Raw genomic sequence first — 17,200 nt, forward strand, 5'->3', positions numbered from 1 at the left:
GCGTGCCAACAGTTGGATTAAATACAACGAGTACAAATCATATTCCGTTACAAGCAGGAGCGCAAAAAAGTAATGTACCTGTTAATGGTGTACAATCGCCAGTGCAACAAAGTAATGGAGTTTCAGCAGGAGCGCAAAAGACTCCTGGGGTAATGGGGAAAGATGATTTCTTAAAATTGTTTTTATCAAGTTTCCAACATCAAGATCCATTTAATGCGATGGATATGAATCAAATGATGAATCAGACAGCGCAGTTATCTCTTATGGAACAAGTACAGAATATGACGAAAGCAGTAGATAAGCTGCAATCAACGATGTATTCAACAGCACTTGATGGTGGAATGAAGTTTTTAGGGAAATACGTAAGAGGTGTTGACGGTGACGGAAACAAAGTAACCGGTCAAGTAGAAACGGTTCGTCTTGCGGAAAATAACGATGTACAGCTCGTTATTAATAATAAAGTTGTCTCTCTTCGTTTCGTTGAGAGAGTGTCTGATAAACCGATTGGAGAAACAAATCCAGAAGACGCAAAGAAAGACGATCAAAAAGTAACTGAAGAAGTAAAAACTACAAATTCATAAGGAGTGTCCATACGTTATGATTAAAGCGTTATATACAAGTATTACAGGGATGAATGCAACACAAAATGCATTAAGTGTAACTTCAAATAATATTGCCAATGCACAAACAGTAGGTTATAAAAAACAAAAAGCAATGTTTGATGATTTACTATATAACAATTCGATTGGTGCAAAAGGTGACGGTAAATACGCAGGAACGAATCCGAAAAGTATTGGTAACGGTGTGAAAATGAGTGGTACGGTTACGGATTATAGTGATGGTACAATTACGTTAACAGGTGGAAAAACACAAGCAGCAATGGAAGGTAATGGTTTCTTCGTTGTAGGTGATTCAAAAGGCGGAAATATGGAATTTACTCGTAAAGGTACGTTTGGGATATCTTCAGATTACTATATTACGAATACTGAAGGTCAATACGTGTTTGCATACCCTGCAAATGAGGCAACTGGTGAAGTTGATTTATCTGGAATTCCAGGACCGTTGCAAATTCCAATGGGAACAGCAATTGGTGGTATTCGAACATCGAAAGGGACAATTAAAGGAAACATTCCAACTGGTGAAAAACAAATTACACAAGATTTACCTGTATATGATAATGCGGGGAATACATGGACAATGCGTGTAGAGTTTAAACAAACGAGTGAACATAACTATACATATAAAGTACAAATGCGCAATGACTCGAAAAAAGAAACAGAGTTTAAAGATGTTCCAGGTGCAGGTGGTAATATGACATTTGATGCTGTTGGAAATCCAAATCCGAAAGAGCAAGGAGCCAATATTCCATTTGATGGCGGTTCTATAAAATTAGACTTAAGCCATTTAACAAATCATCCAACAGATAAAACATTATCAGTAACAGACGTAGATGGTAGAGCAGCAGCGACGGTTAAAGATTGCTTCATTGCTGACGGTGGATACGTAATGGTAAAATATTCTGATGGAAGTATGAAATCTGCAGGTCAATTAGCTGTTGCAATGTTCCCGAACGAAGGCGGACTAATGAAAACAGGTAATGGTAACTATACAGCAACGAATACAACAGGTATTTTAGCTCTTGGTGCATCTGGTCAAAACGGTGCAGGTAAAGTACGTGGTGGTGCACAAGAAGGTGCAAACGTAGATTTATCTGTAGAATTCGTTGACTTAATGTTATACCAACGCGGATTCCAAGGAAATGCGAAAGTAATTAAAGTTTCAGATGAAGTATTAAATGAAGTTGTAAACTTAATTCGATAATATATCGTAAGGAAAAAATGTAATGGAGTAGAAAGGGTTTTTTATTCGTATGACAAGACAAGAGCGAATTTTACAATTGCCTTTTTTCGAAAATAAACGTGAACTTGCCGAGCAAGTATTAAAAATAGAACGAGAAGAGCATGTATATTTACCAGATCAATTTGAAATTAAGCAAGTGCCTCCGTATTCATTTGGCGAAAAACAAGCAATCATTGGCCGTATCCATGAGTTTTATTTCATAAGTGTTGGTAGCGATACTGTTTGGAAGTATCAACTGTTTAAGGATGAGATGAAGTGTCGTGAGTTTTTTGTTATGTTGCCAAATATTACGGATCAGCAGATAGCGTTTTGGTTTAATAACATAGAGTTATTGAAAGGTTCTTAAAAGCACTTTTTAGGTTTTGAGAGAGGACCTGGCGATGTTTTGGAGCGGTTAGTGCCTAATAGGTCCCGACCGATGTGTAAGACCAGAGATATGTAGAGTTACTAGAGTAGTATGGTAGTGTAAGAAGTGGTAATATAAAAGAGTTTTAAGTTAATTTAAGGTAGTTGTAGTATACAATTAGACTGAATATCTATAAAAGGAGAGGTGAGGAGGATGGCGCAAAATAAGTATCGCGTTACATTCATTTCGCCGAGTGAGGTTGAGCAGCGGACTGTAATGGCGGCGAATAGTTTGCCAGATTTAATTCGTAAAGTAGAAAGTATTATCGCAGATCCAAACGGTTATTTTGTGAATGATAAAAAAAATAATTGTTATTTTAAAGTGATTAAAGAAAATGTTACGTTTATTCAATATGAGTTACTATTTTCGGATAAGGAAATTCATATTGAAAAATTAAAACATATAGCACCGGTAGTATTAAAGCGATTATTCGAAAAAATAAATGACCCGGAATTATATGCACTCGCGCTACTTGATGTTGATATAGCAACGAAAGAATATGTGCTAGCAGAAATGAATTCTGAACTGAGAATAAGAGTAGAGACAGAGCTTTCGAAAAAATGGGAAGCAATGCCGACGGAAATTGTAGGTGCACAAGAAGTTTTATTAGAGGCACTTGCTTCGTTTATACAAGATTAATTGTTTTTTAATAAAATGAATCGTTCGACTATCTATATTTTTTATATAGGTAGTTGACTTTTTCTCTTTTATAAAGCTTAATAATTAGATATACGGAATTAATGGAAGGGGAGCGACACCTTTATGTCACAAGCACAAAGTATTTTATTAGAAAGCGGAACAAATGAATTAGAGATTGTTACGTACACTGTTGGTGAAAACCTATTTAGTATTAATGTAATGAAAGTACGTGAAATCATTAATCCATTCCCTGTTACAACTGTGCCAGAATCTCATCATGCAGTTGAAGGTGTTGTTCAAGTACGTGGTGAAATTTTACCTGTTATTAACTTGGCAATGGCTCTTAATTTAAAGTCAACAAAGCCACTTGATCAAACGAAATTTATCATCTCAGAATTAAACCAAATGAAAGTTATTTTCCGCGTTGATGAAGTGCATCGTATTCAACGTATTTCGTGGGAACAAATTGATGAACCAGCTTCATTATCTATGGGATTAGAAGAAACGACATCTGGTATTGTAAAACTAGATGGAAAAATCATCTTACTATTAGATTATGAAAAAATTGTATGTGAAATTAGCGGCACTGGTTATGACAATAAATCAATTGCAGGATTAGAACAAAAAACAGATCGAGCTGAAAAAGTAATTTACATTGCAGAAGATTCAGCGATGCTTCGCCAAATATTAGAAGAAACATTATCATCAGCTGGATATACAAAAATGAACTTCTTCAGCAATGGTGCAGAAGCGTTAGCGCAAATTGAAAAATTAGCGAAAGAGCAAGGCGAAAAAATGTTTGAGCATATTCACTTGCTAATTACGGATATTGAAATGCCAAAAATGGATGGACATCATTTAACGAAAGTGGTTAAGGATAGTGAAGTAATGAATCGTTTACCAGTCATTATTTTCTCTTCATTAATTACAAATGAATTATTCCATAAAGGTGAAGCTGTAGGAGCAAATGCTCAAGTAAGTAAGCCAGATATTCAAGAGCTAATTGGTTTAGTTGATAAGTTAGTACTTTAAAAGTTTCTATTTAGCCGGAATAGAAGCTCTAGCCAAGTGTTGAGCGGTCAGTGCTTAATAGAGCCCTATGCGATGTTGAGATATAGGTAACTAGAAGAGCTGGTGTATAACATTTTTCTATTTAGTAGGAATAGAGGAACTACTTATGTAAGGAAGTTTTCAGTGCTTAATAGAGTCTCATGCGATGTGAGTTCAGAGGTATGAAGTAGTTTTAGGTAAGAAGAAGTGAGACTTTGATTGAGGATTTGAAGACTGGGTTTATAACTCTATTCTGTTAGAGAGAGGAAGGAATTAGCCAATGCTACATATGGCTAATTCCTTTTTAGTATTCTATACTTTAAGCTGGTAGAAAAATGAAAGGTTTCTTGGGTGTTTGTCGCTGTATGTGTGAATAATCTTTATTTAGAGATTTTTGATTTAAAAATATAAGAGAACGTATTTTCGATTGTTATTTTAGTAATATTTCGTGGTAACGCAAATTTTTTCGGTGAAAAAACATTCAAAATACCATATAATATAATTAAATGTAATTAATATGCAATTTTGCATATTAATAAAAAAACATTTTCCAAATTTTTATACTTTCTATACATTTTTGTATGTTTATTATTTGACAGATAATTTCGAACTGTTATAATATGGATATGTAAAAAATGCTATTTTCTTAAAAGACATGGGAGTCAGATGAGAATTGTGAAAGGATGAGGGGGAGTGGCACAGATTATGTATCATCACACAGCAATTAATGTATTAGGTCTTTTACAAAACATGTCAAATAATAAAATGAACGATATGCAACTAGAGGTGGAATTTAAAAAAATAGAAAAAGAATTCCAAGTAAAGTATGAAGAGTTAGTTGATTTACATAATAGAATGGTATTATTTCAAATAGATATAGAAAAAAATGGCGGGATGCGAGCATATGAAAAATCAGCAATTACATGGCTGAAGTCTGAACTAGAGCTACTGTATGAAGTGTATCAATTTTGTCAACGTCACGGGTTAAACATTTTAAATATTTCAAAATACGTAAGTAAAAATGAACTAAATCTTTTTCCAAAAACAGAAAGTCAATTGCAAAATACGTATTATAAATTAAAAAAACGTGAAATAACGTTTGAAAATATTGAAAAACAAAAACCAGGACGAAAGCGGAAATATATACCAGTAAAAGAGACAATCGTTGCAAGAAAACAAGAAAACGAGTACGAATTAAAAGAAGAAATCCAGCATAAAGAGGATGAAAAAAATCTTGTAACAGTTATATCTGGTATCGTTGATAACTTTGAAACAATTAATCAATGTAGTGAAAGGAAAGAAGACGAACTACATCAGTTTATGGAAGGTATTTATAAGCTTTCTAGCATGGCAGCAGGGCGTTCTAGAGAAGCAAAGAATACACGTAGTCTAGAAGGTGAATTGCAGTCGTTACAACTAGAAAATGAAAGGCTAAAACGAGAGAAAGAAGAGCTTGTACAAGATATTAAAGGTATGACGCAGCTTTTAATCCATTTCATTACAAGTTCTGATATCGATCAAATTCGTAAATTACCAACTTTCGTACAAGATTGTAAAATGGAATTACATAAACTAGGGCTATATAATGCACAAGACGGTAAAATGAAAATTATGGTTGATCGTAGCGGACAAGTTATGACTGTAACACAGTAATAAAATTTGGGTACAAAATAAAAGGGAGATACATAGTTTATATGTATTTCCCTTTTATTTTGTATGGAATCGTTCCAAAGATGGAAGATGAACTTTTACGATTGTAGTAGTTTAGAGACTATTTGCGGAATTTGGTTCGCTTGTGAAACCATACTAATTGCAACTTCAGTTAATAATTTGAACTTTAAAAAATCACTCATCTCCTGCGCCATGTCTGCATCTTCGATTCGAGATGCAGCATCTGTTAACGCCATGCTTTGGCTATTTAAATTTTCAATATTGAACTGTAAACGATTTATAATAGAGCCAAGGTCGGCACGGTGAAGTGATACATTTTGCAAAGCCTCTTCAATTTTAAGGAGCGCCGCTCTGGCTTCTTGTTCTGTTGAAATCCTGATGTCGTGTTGTGTAGGGGAAGGGGGAATATGTTTCGGCATATTTATCGTATGATCGATATCGTCTAATGTAATAGGGCGGTTTTGAACGTCAAATACAGATAAATCATTAAACTCATTCGTCTCGCCAATATAGCCAATTTGTTCTGTTAAAGACTGAAACTCTTTATTCAGTGAATGACGGTTTTTATTTGAATTTGTAACGTTCGCAGATTGAACGGCTAAATCACGCATACGCTGTAAAATATTTGTCACAGTTTGAAGGGCAGCTTCCGCCGTGCGAAGCATCGATATCGCATCCTCATTATTACGAATCGCCACACGCATGCCACTCGCTCTCGCATGCATACGAGTCACAATTGCAATATTAGCGGGATTATCAGAAGTGTTGTTCAACTTCTTACCAGTCGCCAAATGCTCCATCGCAACATTCATACGCTTCTCATTCTCATACAACGACTGCCTAGCATTCATACTCAAAACATTCGTACCAATACGCATAATAGACACTCCTTATAGATTGATATAGTCAGTGTTCTAAAGCTAATAAAAGGTCATGAAAAGATAAAAAGGCTTATGCTTATTTGCTATTTGTGTTTTAGCATAAGAGGGGATCAAGATAAGCACTAACCGCTTCTATGCACTGCAGATGCTCTCTTCCATCAAAAAAAGAAGTTTTTATAAAAAATAAACCTCTCCGCAAGCAGAGAGGTTTATTCAGGAAACTAACTCAAATGGCTTATTGTAATAATTTAGAAACCATTTGTGGAGTTTGGTTTGCTTGAGAAAGCATGCTGATTCCAGCTTCGTTCAAGATTTTGAACTTAGTCATTTCAGACATTTCTTTCGCCATGTCAGCGTCTTCGATTTGAGAAGCAGAAGCTGCCATAGAGTTTTCTTGGCTTTTAAGGTTTGTTACGTTAAAGTCAAGGCGGTTTAATGTAGCACCTAAAGTAGCACGGCTAGAAGCAATTGTTTCTATTGCTTTATCGATTTTTTCAACAGAAGAAGATGGATCGAATGCTGTTGCCGTAGGTGCTGTTAGTGTTTTAAATTCTGTATTAATCTTTTCTGCAGCAGCTTTAAGAAGAGCATCAGTTTTAGCTGGATCAGCTACTACTTTATCATAAGCTTTGAAAGCATCTTCCATTTTCTCTACTTCTGCTGGTGTATAACCTGATTTGACTTTATTAAAAGCATTTTTTGCATCTGTAACGTCTTGAGCTTGTACAGCTGCATCTGCAGCAGCAGTTTCTAGTCGTTTCATAGAATTATTAAGTGTATCAAGATCATTTTTGTTAACTGTGTTTGAGCCAATGGCTAAATCTGTAATATCTAAGTTTTTAAGTGATGCAGAATCAAGTGAAATTGTAATTTGTTTATTTTTATCATGTGAGTCAAGAGTTTGGATATTAATAGTACTATTAGATCCGTCTAATAATTTTTTGTCGTTAAACTCAGTGTTGTCCGCAATGTATTGAATTTGTTCTTTTAATTGATCAAATTCTTTTTGCATTGCAGCTTGGTTTTTACTAGTATTAGTCTCACTTGCAGATTGGTTTGCAAGGTCACGCATACGAAGTAAGATGTTTGATACAGAGTTTAAAGCTGAGTCAGCTGTACGAATTAAAGACATGCCGTCTTCTGTATTACGAGCTGCAACGTTTAAGCCACCTTCACGTGAACGCATACGAGTTGCAATTGCAAGACCTGCTGCATCGTCAGAAGCGTTGTTAATACGTTTACCACTTGATAAACGGTCCATAGCATTGCTCATTTTTGTTTGGTTTTGGCGCATGTACTCTTGTGTACGCATGCTGTTAATGTTTGTATTAATTCTCATGTTAAGAAACCCCCATTTTTTTATATTGACTTTTCTGCAAATTGAAAAACGGTAATATGCGAAAAAATCAATTTCGAGATTTATTGTAATCCTTGCCACAACGGGTGTCAACTAAAAATTCGAATTAATAAATATAAAAAAATAACAGTTTAACAATATATTCATTTTTTTATTACATAATTATTAAAAGGATTATTGCAAACTTTAAAAAAAAACTCTAATATTAGATTATCTTTGTTTACCGAAAAGGTGATATTATGATAGTTGGAAATATAGTAAAAGAAGTGCTTGCATATAAGAAAGGGCAAATTCAGCAAAAGCTAAGTAGTCCACAAGCATTCGTTAGTAGTCGTTTTCAAGAGAAGTTGCAGAGTGAACCTGCGAAGGAGACCAAGGCTACTACGCAGCCGGCAAAAGTAGAAGATATGAGTCAGCCGGTACAATCTACGAAAATAGAAGCGGTTGTTAATAAAACGGCAGAAACTATTAATAAAGTAGAGGAAGCGAGTAAGCCTGAAGAAAAGGCTGAAACGAAGAAAGCAGATGAAGTGCAAGTTGCGCAAAAAGAGTTTGAACGACGTTTCCCAGAAACGAAAAATGAGGCTGTTGATACGTGGGGATTAACGAAGAAGTATAATATTCAAAAAATACGTTCTTCCAATGAAGGGAAGTATGAGGATATTATTGATCGTGTAAGTCGTACATACGGAATTCCGAAAACGTTAATTCAAAAAATGATTGAAGTAGAGTCTAATTTTAATCCGAAAACGGTGTCACATGCAGGTGCGATGGGTCTTATGCAGCTTATGCCAGCGAATGTGAAGGAGATGGGTGTGAAGAATCCATTTTCACCAGCTGAAAGTATTGAAGGTGGCGTAAAAGAGTTAAGCGGTTATTTAAAGAAAAATAACGGCGACTTAGTATTGGCGCTTGCTTCTTATAATGCTGGTCCTGGGAATGTGAGGAAGTATGGAGGCGTACCGCCATTTAAAGAAACGCAAGGATATATTAAAAAAATATTAAATATCGACGTTTCAAAATAAGAAGTTTCATATATAGAGAGAACATGAAATTTTCGTGAACATGATATGGGAGTTGGCTAGATTTGAAATTACAAGATGATATTCCGTTAACAATTTATTTTGAAATCGGAAATACGAAAAAGAAAATTGAAGATCTGCTTCATATTACGAAAGGTACATTGTATCGTCTTGAAAATTCAACGAAAAATACGGTGCGTCTTATGCTTGAGAATGAAGAGATTGGAACCGGAAAGATTTTGACGAAGAATGGAAAGATGTACGTTGAAATCGTTGAATTGAAAAGGTAGGGAAGGGGATTGTCATGAGTGGCGAAAAATTAAGCCAAGAGCAAATTGATGCCCTGCTGAAGGCGGTAAATGAAGGCGAGGAAATGCCAGCTTTCGCACAAGAAGCAGGAAAGCAAGAGAAATTTCAAGAGTATGATTTTAATAGACCAGAGAAGTTCGGTGTTGAGCATTTACGTAGTTTGCAAGCGATTGCTTCTACGTTTGGGAAACAGACGTCACAGACGTTATCAGCGCGTATGCGTATTCCAATTGAACTAGAGCCTTCAACGGTTGAGCAAGTTCCATTTACGAGTGAGTATGTGGAGAAAATGCCGAAAGATTATTATTTATATTGTGTAATTGATCTCGGTTTACCAGAGCTTGGAGAAATTGTTATTGAGATTGATTTAGCATTCGTTATTTATATTCATGAATGTTGGCTTGGCGGAGATAGTAAGCGTAACTTTACGATGCGTAGACCGTTAACAGCATTTGAGTTTTTAACGCTTGATAATATATTCTTGCTTCTTTGTAAAAATTTAGAGCAATCATTTGAAAGTGTTGTTGCGATTGAACCGAAATTTGTAACGACGGAAACAGATCCGAATGCATTAAAGATTACGACAGCGAGCGATATCATTTCATTACTTAATGTAAATATGAAAACAGATTTTTGGAATACGACGGTGCGTATCGGGATTCCGTTCTTATCTGTTGAAGAAATTATGGATAAGTTAACGTCTGAAAATATTGTCGAACATTCTTCGGATAAACGTAGGAAGTATACGTCTGAAGTGGAAGTGAAAGTAAATCAAGTGTACAAACCTGTTCACGTTGCAATTGGTGAGCAGAAAATGACAATGAGTGAGATTGAACAAATTGAAGAAGGCGATATTATTCCGCTTCATACGAAAGTTTCGGATGAATTACTTGGTTATGTAGATGGAAAGCATAAATTTAATTGTTTTATTGGAAAAGACGGAACGCGTAAGGCGCTCCTATTTAAAAGTTTTGTAGAGTAGGAGGATCCATATGAAGCATGAAGTATCTCCTGTGTCATTAATGGGATTAGAAGATTTTGCAGGAAAGCGAAATGAAGCAGGCAAAGCACATATTGATACTGTTTCAGATATTTCGATTGAACTTGGTGTAAAGCTTGGAAAGTCATCTATTACGCTTGGTGATGTAAAGCAGTTAAAAGTTGGCGATGTTCTTGAAGTAGAGAAAAACTTAGGACATAAAGTAGATGTGTATTTAAGTAATATGAAAGTCGGCATCGGTGAAGCAATCGTAATGGACGAGAAATTCGGTATTATCATTTCTGAAATTGAAGCTGATAAGAAACAAGCGGCGCTTATGAAAGCGCAAAGTCAAATGCAAGATAAAGAGTAGAGGAGGAGTCATATGTCGTATATGACGACCTTATTTCAAGTCGTTTTACTGTTTGGTGCGCTCGGTTACGGTGCATATTATATGACGAAAAAGACGCGCAAACAGCAGTTTTTTAAGCAGGGTGAAAATGGCCATATTCAAGTAAAAGACGGCGTGTATTTAAATCATCAAACGAGTGCCTTTTTATTTGAAGTGGACGGAAAGCAAGTGTTCACTGTTATTAGTAATAACGGTGTACAGTCTGTGCAATTAACCGGAACAGGAAATCAGTTTCAACAAGCACTAGAAGACGCGGTGAAGACTGAAACGAAAAAAGTAGAGGATCCATCATGAGAATAAAGAAACAGTTATCATTATTAGCCGTTATTTTCGTATTTTCTATCGTTTTTTCAATTATTTTTGTAAATCCAGCGTATGCGGCCCCGAACGGTTTTATTAATTTCGAAAATGGAAAAGAGTTTACGAGTAATTCAAGTGTACAACTATTTGCGCTCGTTACCCTTTTATCATTATCTTCTTCTATCGTTCTATTATTTACACATTTTACTTATTTTATGATCGTTCTTGGGATTACACGTCAAGGACTTGGGGTAATGAATTTACCACCAAACCAAGTGCTTGTTGGACTTGCATTATTTTTATCACTCTTTACGATGCAGCCTGTACTCGGGCAACTGAAGAGCGATGTGTGGGATCCGATGACGAAAGAGAAAATAACAGTAAGTCAAGCTGCGGAAACGACAGCTCCTATTATGAAAGAATATATGTCAAAGCATACGTATAAGCATGATTTGAAAATGATGCTGAAAGTACGCGGAGAAGAGTTGCCGAAAGATTTGAAAGATCTTTCCTTATTTACACTCGTACCATCCTTTACGTTAACGCAAATTCAAAAAGGTTTACTAACAGGGATGTTCATTTATTTAGCGTTTGTATTTATAGATTTGATTATTAGTACACTTTTAATGTACCTCGGGATGATGATGGTACCGCCGATGATTTTAAGTTTACCGTTTAAAATACTCGTTTTCGTATATTTAGGTGGATATACAAAAATCGTCGATATTATGTTTAAGACGGTCGCCTGAAGCGCTTGATGCTATGTGATAGGAGTCATATAAATGAATACGTCACCAATTATAGATATTTTCCAAACCTTTTTTTATAAAGGGGTTATGATTTTAATGCCGATTGCCGTTGTAAGTCTGATTGTCGTTATTATTATCGCGGTTATTATGGCAATGATGCAAATTCAAGAGCAAACGCTGACGTTTTTACCGAAAATGGCGAGTATTGTGCTCGTTATTATCATTTTAGGTCCGTGGATGTTCCAAGAGTTAACGATGCTTATTTTAGATTTATTTGATAAAATCCCATCGCTATTGCGTTCGTACTAAGATAGGTGAACTGAAATGAATATGGAATTATGGGCGGCGACGTTTTTTGCGTTTTGTCGCATTACTTCATTTTTATATTTTTTACCGTTTTTCTCAGGTCGATCAATTCCGGCGATGGCAAAGGTTACATTTGGACTTGCCCTTTCAATTACAGTGGCCGATCAAGTGGATGTCTCTCACATCAAGACAGTTTGGGACGTTGCAGCTTATGCAGGAACGCAAATTGTAATTGGATTATCACTTTCAAAAATCGTAGAAATGCTGTGGAACATTCCGAAAATGGCTGGGCATATTTTAGACTTTGATATCGGTTTATCACAAGCAAGTTTGTTTGATGTAAATGCGGGCTCACAGTCTACTTTACTATCAACCATTTTTGATATATTTTTTCTCATTATTTTTATTTCACTTGGCGGCATTAATTATTTCGTTGCCACGATTTTAAAGTCGTTTCAATATACAGAGGCGATTTCAAAATTGTTGACGACTAGTTTCTTAGATAGTCTACTCGCAACGCTATTATTTGCGATCACATCAGCGGTTGAAATTGCTCTGCCGCTTATGGGAAGTTTATTCATCATTAACTTTGTTCTAATTTTAATTGCAAAAAACGCTCCGCAATTAAACGTTTTTATGAATGCATACGTAATTAAAATTACATGTGGTATTTTGTTTATTGCGATGAGTGTACCGATGCTCGGTTATGTGTTTAAAAATATGACGGATGTATTACTTGAAGAATATACGAAACTATTTAACTTTTTCTTAACGAAGTAGGGGGACGCGCATGGCAAAGGATAATAAAACAGAAAAGGCCACCCCGCAGAAGCGTAAAAAATCGCGTGAAGAAGGGAATATTGCCCGGAGTAAAGATTTAAATAATTTATTTTCCATTCTCGTATTAGCAGTTGTCGTTTATTTCTTCGGAGATTGGCTAGGGTATGAGATTGCAAATTCCGTAGCGGTGCTGTTTGATCAAATTGGAAAAAATACAGATTCAACCGAGTATTTTTATTTAATGGGGATTTTATTACTGAAAGTATCGGCTCCGATATTAATACTCGTATACGCTTTTCATTTATTCAATTATATGATTCAAGTCGGCTTCCTATTTTCTTCTAAAGTCATTAAACCGAAAGCGTCACGTATTAATCCGAAAAACTATTTTACGAGACTGTTTAGTCGTAAAAGTTTAGTAGATATTTTGAAATCACTATTTTATATGGGATTAATCGGTTACGTCGCTTACGTTCTCTTTAAAAAGAATTTAGAGAAAATTGTCAGTATGATTGGATTTAACTGGACTGCATCACTTACTGAAATTATTAGGGAAATTAAATTTATTTTCTTAGCAATTTTAATTATTTTAATCGTTCTTTCTATTATTGATTTTATTTATCAAAAATGGGAGTACGAACAAGATATTAAGATGAAAAAAGAAGAAGTGAAACAAGAGCATAAAGATAATGAAGGTGACCCGCAAGTAAAAGGGAAACGAAAAAACTTTATGCATGCAATCTTGCAAGGAACAATTGCGAAGAAGATGGATGGCGCAACGTTTATTGTAAACAACCCGACTCATATTTCGGTCGTACTTCGTTACAATAAACACGTTGATGCAGCACCAATTGTCGTTGCAAAAGGGGAAGATGAGCTCGCGTTATATATACGAACGCTTGCCCGTGAACAAGAAATACCAATGGTGGAAAATCGTCCGCTTGCTCGTTCTTTATATTATCAAGTCGAGGAAGATGAGACGATTCCAGAAGATTTATATGTAGCTGTAATTGAAGTTATGCGCTATTTAATTCAGACGAATGAACTTGAAGTATAATAGCGCGTTTGGAGGAGATCTCTTTGTTTAAGATAGATTCTGCAAGAACCTATTTTTCTATCTTTTTAGCAGCGTCATTCGTAGTGGCGCTCTTAATTCCACTTCCACCATTTATACTTGATATTATTATCGTTTTTCTACTAAGTATGTCAGTGCTTATTTATATGCGAGCGACAAGTATTAACGAGTGGGATGAATTAAAGTCATTTCCAACGATGTTGTTATTAATCGGGATTTTCCGCGTATCGATTAACGTTTCGACGACGCGAGCGATTTTGACAGATGGAAATGCAGGACATGTTATTGAAGAGTTCGGTCAGTTCGTAATTGGCGGAAACTTATTAATTGGTATCGTTATTTTTACAGTATTAATCATATTTCAGTTTATCGTTGCAAACGGTGCATCGCGTACAGCTGAAGTAGCAGCTCGTTTTACACTTGATTCTTTACCAGGGAAACAAATGTCTATCGATGCTGATTTAAACCAGCGTATTATTTCAGAAAAAGATGCACAAGCAAAACGAAAAAAATTAAATATGGAAACAGAGTTTTACGGAGCGATGGATGGTGCCGGGAAGTTCATTAAAGGGGATGTTATTTTCGGGATTGTCATTTTATTCGTAAACATTATTTTCGGTTTAATTGTCGGAATGATGCAGCAAGGGATGAGCTTTGCGGATGCGGCTCTTCATTATACACAGTTAACTGTCGGTGACGGAATCGTAAACCAAATCGGTTCGTTAATGCTTGCGATTTCAACAGGTATTATCGTAACGCGTGTATTTGATGGTTCACCGGATACGGTAACGGAAGGAATCTTTAAAGAGTTATTAGCACATGAAGTTGTTGTATATGCGCTCGGTGGTTTGTTTATCGCAATGGGTATTTTTACTCCGCTACCGTTTCTACCATTCGCACTCGTTGGCGGAACGATTATCTTCTTGGGCATTCGTAATAAAAATCGAATAAAGAAAGAAAAAGAAGACGAGCTTCAAAAAGAATTAGAAATGATTCAAGGCGAAGATGAGCAACTGCAACAAGTGGAAGATTCATTTGGAGTATTTACGGATAAATATCCAATTATAGTAGAACTCGGTTTAGATTTAGCAGCACTTGTAAAGCAGAAAATTAACGGGGAAACAGCTCGTGATAAAGTTGTTCTTATGAGGAAGTCGATTATTACTGACCTCGGTATTAACGTTCCTGGAATTAACTTTAAAGATAATACGAGCTTTAGACCACGAGGACGTTACATTATTCGAATTAAAGGTGCGAAGGCGGCTGAAGGTGTTTTAAAATCAGGTTATTTATTAGCACTGAAAACACCGAATGTAATGGCTGATTTAGATGCAGAGCCAGCGAAAGATCCAATTTTCGGTGAAGATGGATATTGGATTTTAGAGCATATGGTGCAAGATGCACAAATGAAAGGCTATCAAGTGTTAGAGCCACTTAGCATATTAATTACACATTTAGATGTTGTCGTTAGACGTAATCTTCACGAATTAATTCAGCGCCAACATGTAAAAGACTTAATTAACTCGCTTGAAAATGATAATGGCGTTCTATTAGAAGAGATTAAGAAGAAAGAAATTGATTTATCACTCGTTCAAAATGTTATTAAACAACTTCTAAAAGAAGGTATTTCTATTCGTGATTTACCAACAATTATTGAAGGTATTATTGACGGCAAAGAAATTTATCAAAACCACGTTGACGGTGTGACATCATTTGTTCGTGAATGTATTTCAAAAGTTATTTGTGAAAATGCGAAAAATCCAGACGGAAAAATATATGCAGCGCTCTTCTCTGATTCAATTGAGTTAGATGCGGATGTTGTGAATAATTCATATCAAGGTTACTTATTAAACTGGGATTTAGATTTAGAAACACGTGTCGTTGAGCAAGTGCAGCGCGTCTTTAAACAAGCACGTTTAATGGGAAGAGAACCAGTGTTATTAACACGTAGAAAAGATTTTAGATTTGCGATTGTAAGACTGCTAGAACGTTATCAAGTGGAAGCACAAGTACTTTGTATTAGCGAATTAGCACCAGAAATTGTTGTGGATCAAATTGCCTATATTGAATAGTAGGGGGTGAAGTAATGGAAAGTACAGAAAAGAAAGAAGCGTTAATGCGAATAAAAGCAGCTTCGAAAAATGAATTGTATCGAAAATTATTTGACCAATATGGTACAGATTATTATTACGTTGTCGATGAAAGTGTAAAACGAAATATACCGTTTTTTTGGAAAAAGGATTATGAAATGTTAGTTGCTTTTCCAGAAGAAAAACAGGAAGAAGTGAATGAAGGTACAGCTCAATTTCATGAACAGTTAATGGATGTTGTGAATGATCCTTCAGAACAAATTGTGAAGGCGAATGGAATTCAATCAGTACTGCACAATTTAGAAAATGTAACGACTCCTATGTCATACGCGGCGATGCAAACAGGAAATAGTGAAGAATGGGCAAGAAAAAAAGAGAAACTATTAAAGCTGTTTGAAAAAGGAATTGTCGTGGTGAAACAGACGAAAGAAACGGAAGTAACGAAAAAGAAAAAAGTTGTGAAACAAGTCGTTCCACTAAAGAAAGAAGAAGTGGTTACAAAGAAAGAAAACCAAGAATCTGTACCGTTTATTATTCAAAAAGTAATTCGGATGCTAGAACAAAACGATGTGGAACAATATTTCATTCATGCATATGCTGAAAAGTTAAAAATAAAGTTTGAAAATGCAACGATGATTACGGAAGAAGAAGTTATCAGGTACATATTGGAAGATATGAAATCTCATTTCAATACGGAAAACGTCTTTGAAAAAGAAGTACAAACAATTGCATTAATCGGTCCAACTGGCGTTGGTAAAACGACGACACTGGCGAAAATGGCATGGCAATTTCACGGTAAGAACAAAACAGTTGGTTTTATAACGACAGATCATTCGCGCATAGGGACAGTGCAGCAATTGCAAGATAACGTAAAGACAATTGGATCGGAAGTAATTGCTGTACGTGATGAAGCTGCAATGACAAGAGCGCTTACGTATTTTAAAGAAGAAGCACGCGTCGATTATATTTTAATTGATACAGCAGGGAAAAATTATCGTACGTCAGAAACAGTGGAAGAAATGATTGAAACGATGGGACAAGTAGAACCAGATTATATTTGTTTAACGTTATCAGCTTCAATGAAAAGTAAAGATATGATTGAAATTATTACAAACTTTAAAGATATTCATATAGATGGTATTGTGTTTACGAAATTTGATGAAACAGCAAGTAGTGGCGAATTGTTGAAAATTCCAGCAGTATCATCAGCTCCTATTGTATTAATGACAGATGGCCAAGACATAAAGAAAAATATACATATCGCTACAGCTGAACATTTAGCAAAACAAATGTTACAAACATCGTAGAAAAGAG

Annotated in this window: 19 protein-coding genes; 17 read left to right on the plus strand and 2 right to left on the minus strand. The window is 35.5% G+C overall.

Annotation, left to right across the window (positions count from 1 at the left end; translation table 11 throughout):
- Positions 1–2 precede the first annotated feature (2 nt).
- The 6 genes from ACS2QP_RS09260 to ACS2QP_RS09285 all read left to right on the plus strand — a co-directional run bounded on the left by ACS2QP_RS09260 (position 3) and on the right by ACS2QP_RS09285 (position 5,608).
- Positions 3–581, plus strand: coding sequence for a flagellar hook assembly protein FlgD (locus ACS2QP_RS09260; RefSeq protein ID WP_001143462.1), 579 nt, complete (start codon positions 3–5; stop codon positions 579–581).
- Positions 582–597: 16 nt separating this feature from the next.
- Positions 598–1,821: a flagellar hook protein FlgE gene (locus tag ACS2QP_RS09265; RefSeq protein ID WP_000588320.1), complete on the plus strand. Its 1,224-nt coding sequence runs from the start codon at positions 598–600 to the stop codon at positions 1,819–1,821.
- Between the two features lie 49 nt (positions 1,822–1,870).
- The gene (locus tag ACS2QP_RS09270; protein ID WP_000198169.1) at positions 1,871–2,206 is read left to right on the plus strand and encodes a DUF3964 family protein; all 336 of its coding nucleotides are present in this window, start codon (positions 1,871–1,873) and stop codon (positions 2,204–2,206) included.
- Positions 2,207–2,419: 213 nt separating this feature from the next.
- Positions 2,420–2,905, plus strand: coding sequence for a hypothetical protein (locus ACS2QP_RS09275; RefSeq protein WP_000068301.1), 486 nt, complete (start codon positions 2,420–2,422; stop codon positions 2,903–2,905).
- Positions 2,906–3,028: 123 nt separating this feature from the next.
- The gene (locus ACS2QP_RS09280; RefSeq protein ID WP_000075943.1) at positions 3,029–3,937 is read left to right on the plus strand and encodes a chemotaxis protein; all 909 of its coding nucleotides are present in this window, start codon (positions 3,029–3,031) and stop codon (positions 3,935–3,937) included.
- Positions 3,938–4,660: 723 nt separating this feature from the next.
- On the plus strand, positions 4,661–5,608 hold the full coding sequence (locus ACS2QP_RS09285; protein ID WP_438882392.1) for a DNA-binding domain-containing protein: 948 nt from the start codon (positions 4,661–4,663) through the stop codon (positions 5,606–5,608).
- Positions 5,609–5,703: 95 nt separating this feature from the next.
- Here the strand turns inward: ACS2QP_RS09285 and ACS2QP_RS09290 are convergent, their stop codons facing one another.
- Together ACS2QP_RS09290 and ACS2QP_RS09295 are read right to left on the minus strand one after the other, a co-directional pair.
- Positions 5,704–6,504 (minus strand): flagellin N-terminal helical domain-containing protein, encoded by an 801-nt coding sequence (locus ACS2QP_RS09290; RefSeq protein WP_438882349.1) that lies wholly within the window; start codon positions 6,502–6,504, stop codon positions 5,704–5,706.
- Positions 6,505–6,742: 238 nt separating this feature from the next.
- Positions 6,743–7,846: a flagellin N-terminal helical domain-containing protein gene (locus tag ACS2QP_RS09295; RefSeq protein WP_001222396.1), complete on the minus strand. Its 1,104-nt coding sequence runs from the start codon at positions 7,844–7,846 to the stop codon at positions 6,743–6,745.
- A gap of 257 nt (positions 7,847–8,103) precedes the next feature.
- Here ACS2QP_RS09295 and ACS2QP_RS09300 point away from each other — a divergent pair, with 257 nt between their 5' ends.
- The 11 genes from ACS2QP_RS09300 to flhF all read left to right on the plus strand — a co-directional run bounded on the left by ACS2QP_RS09300 (position 8,104) and on the right by flhF (position 17,193).
- Positions 8,104–8,889 (plus strand): lytic transglycosylase domain-containing protein, encoded by a 786-nt coding sequence (locus ACS2QP_RS09300; RefSeq protein WP_438882350.1) that lies wholly within the window; start codon positions 8,104–8,106, stop codon positions 8,887–8,889.
- Between the two features lie 62 nt (positions 8,890–8,951).
- On the plus strand, positions 8,952–9,176 hold the full coding sequence (locus ACS2QP_RS09305; RefSeq protein WP_000775712.1) for a flagellar motor switch protein FliN: 225 nt from the start codon (positions 8,952–8,954) through the stop codon (positions 9,174–9,176).
- A 14-nt stretch (positions 9,177–9,190) separates the two neighbouring features.
- Positions 9,191–10,177, plus strand: a complete 987-nt coding sequence (gene fliM / locus ACS2QP_RS09310) for a flagellar motor switch protein FliM (RefSeq protein WP_000012361.1) — start codon at positions 9,191–9,193, stop codon at positions 10,175–10,177.
- Between the two features lie 10 nt (positions 10,178–10,187).
- Complete coding sequence (fliN, locus tag ACS2QP_RS09315; RefSeq protein WP_000680010.1) at positions 10,188–10,547, plus strand: flagellar motor switch protein FliN; 360 nt, start codon at positions 10,188–10,190, stop codon at positions 10,545–10,547.
- A 12-nt stretch (positions 10,548–10,559) separates the two neighbouring features.
- The gene (locus ACS2QP_RS09320; protein WP_000121178.1) at positions 10,560–10,880 is read left to right on the plus strand and encodes a hypothetical protein; all 321 of its coding nucleotides are present in this window, start codon (positions 10,560–10,562) and stop codon (positions 10,878–10,880) included.
- A complete protein-coding gene (locus ACS2QP_RS09325) occupies positions 10,877–11,635 on the plus strand; it encodes a flagellar type III secretion system pore protein FliP (RefSeq protein WP_001220582.1) in 759 nt (252 codons plus the stop codon). The genes ACS2QP_RS09320 and ACS2QP_RS09325 overlap by 4 nt, the downstream gene beginning before the upstream one ends.
- 33 nt (positions 11,636–11,668) lie before the next feature.
- Entirely contained in the window at positions 11,669–11,944 is a 276-nt protein-coding gene (locus ACS2QP_RS09330; protein WP_001098080.1) for a flagellar biosynthetic protein FliQ, read from the plus strand.
- A gap of 15 nt (positions 11,945–11,959) precedes the next feature.
- Positions 11,960–12,721 (plus strand): flagellar biosynthetic protein FliR, encoded by a 762-nt coding sequence (locus ACS2QP_RS09335; RefSeq protein ID WP_001055697.1) that lies wholly within the window; start codon positions 11,960–11,962, stop codon positions 12,719–12,721.
- A gap of 10 nt (positions 12,722–12,731) precedes the next feature.
- Positions 12,732–13,778: a flagellar type III secretion system protein FlhB gene (gene flhB / locus ACS2QP_RS09340; protein ID WP_001030111.1), complete on the plus strand. Its 1,047-nt coding sequence runs from the start codon at positions 12,732–12,734 to the stop codon at positions 13,776–13,778.
- Between the two features lie 23 nt (positions 13,779–13,801).
- Positions 13,802–15,868, plus strand: a complete 2,067-nt coding sequence (gene flhA, locus ACS2QP_RS09345; protein ID WP_074594612.1) for a flagellar biosynthesis protein FlhA — start codon at positions 13,802–13,804, stop codon at positions 15,866–15,868.
- A gap of 14 nt (positions 15,869–15,882) precedes the next feature.
- Positions 15,883–17,193, plus strand: a complete 1,311-nt coding sequence (gene flhF, locus ACS2QP_RS09350; RefSeq protein WP_000446167.1) for a flagellar biosynthesis protein FlhF — start codon at positions 15,883–15,885, stop codon at positions 17,191–17,193.
- The last annotated feature ends 7 nt before the right edge of the window (positions 17,194–17,200 follow it).

The organism is Bacillus cereus group sp. Bce019 (genome assembly GCF_051781745.1).
GTDB classification, from domain to species: domain Bacteria; phylum Bacillota; class Bacilli; order Bacillales; family Bacillaceae_G; genus Bacillus_A; species Bacillus_A cereus.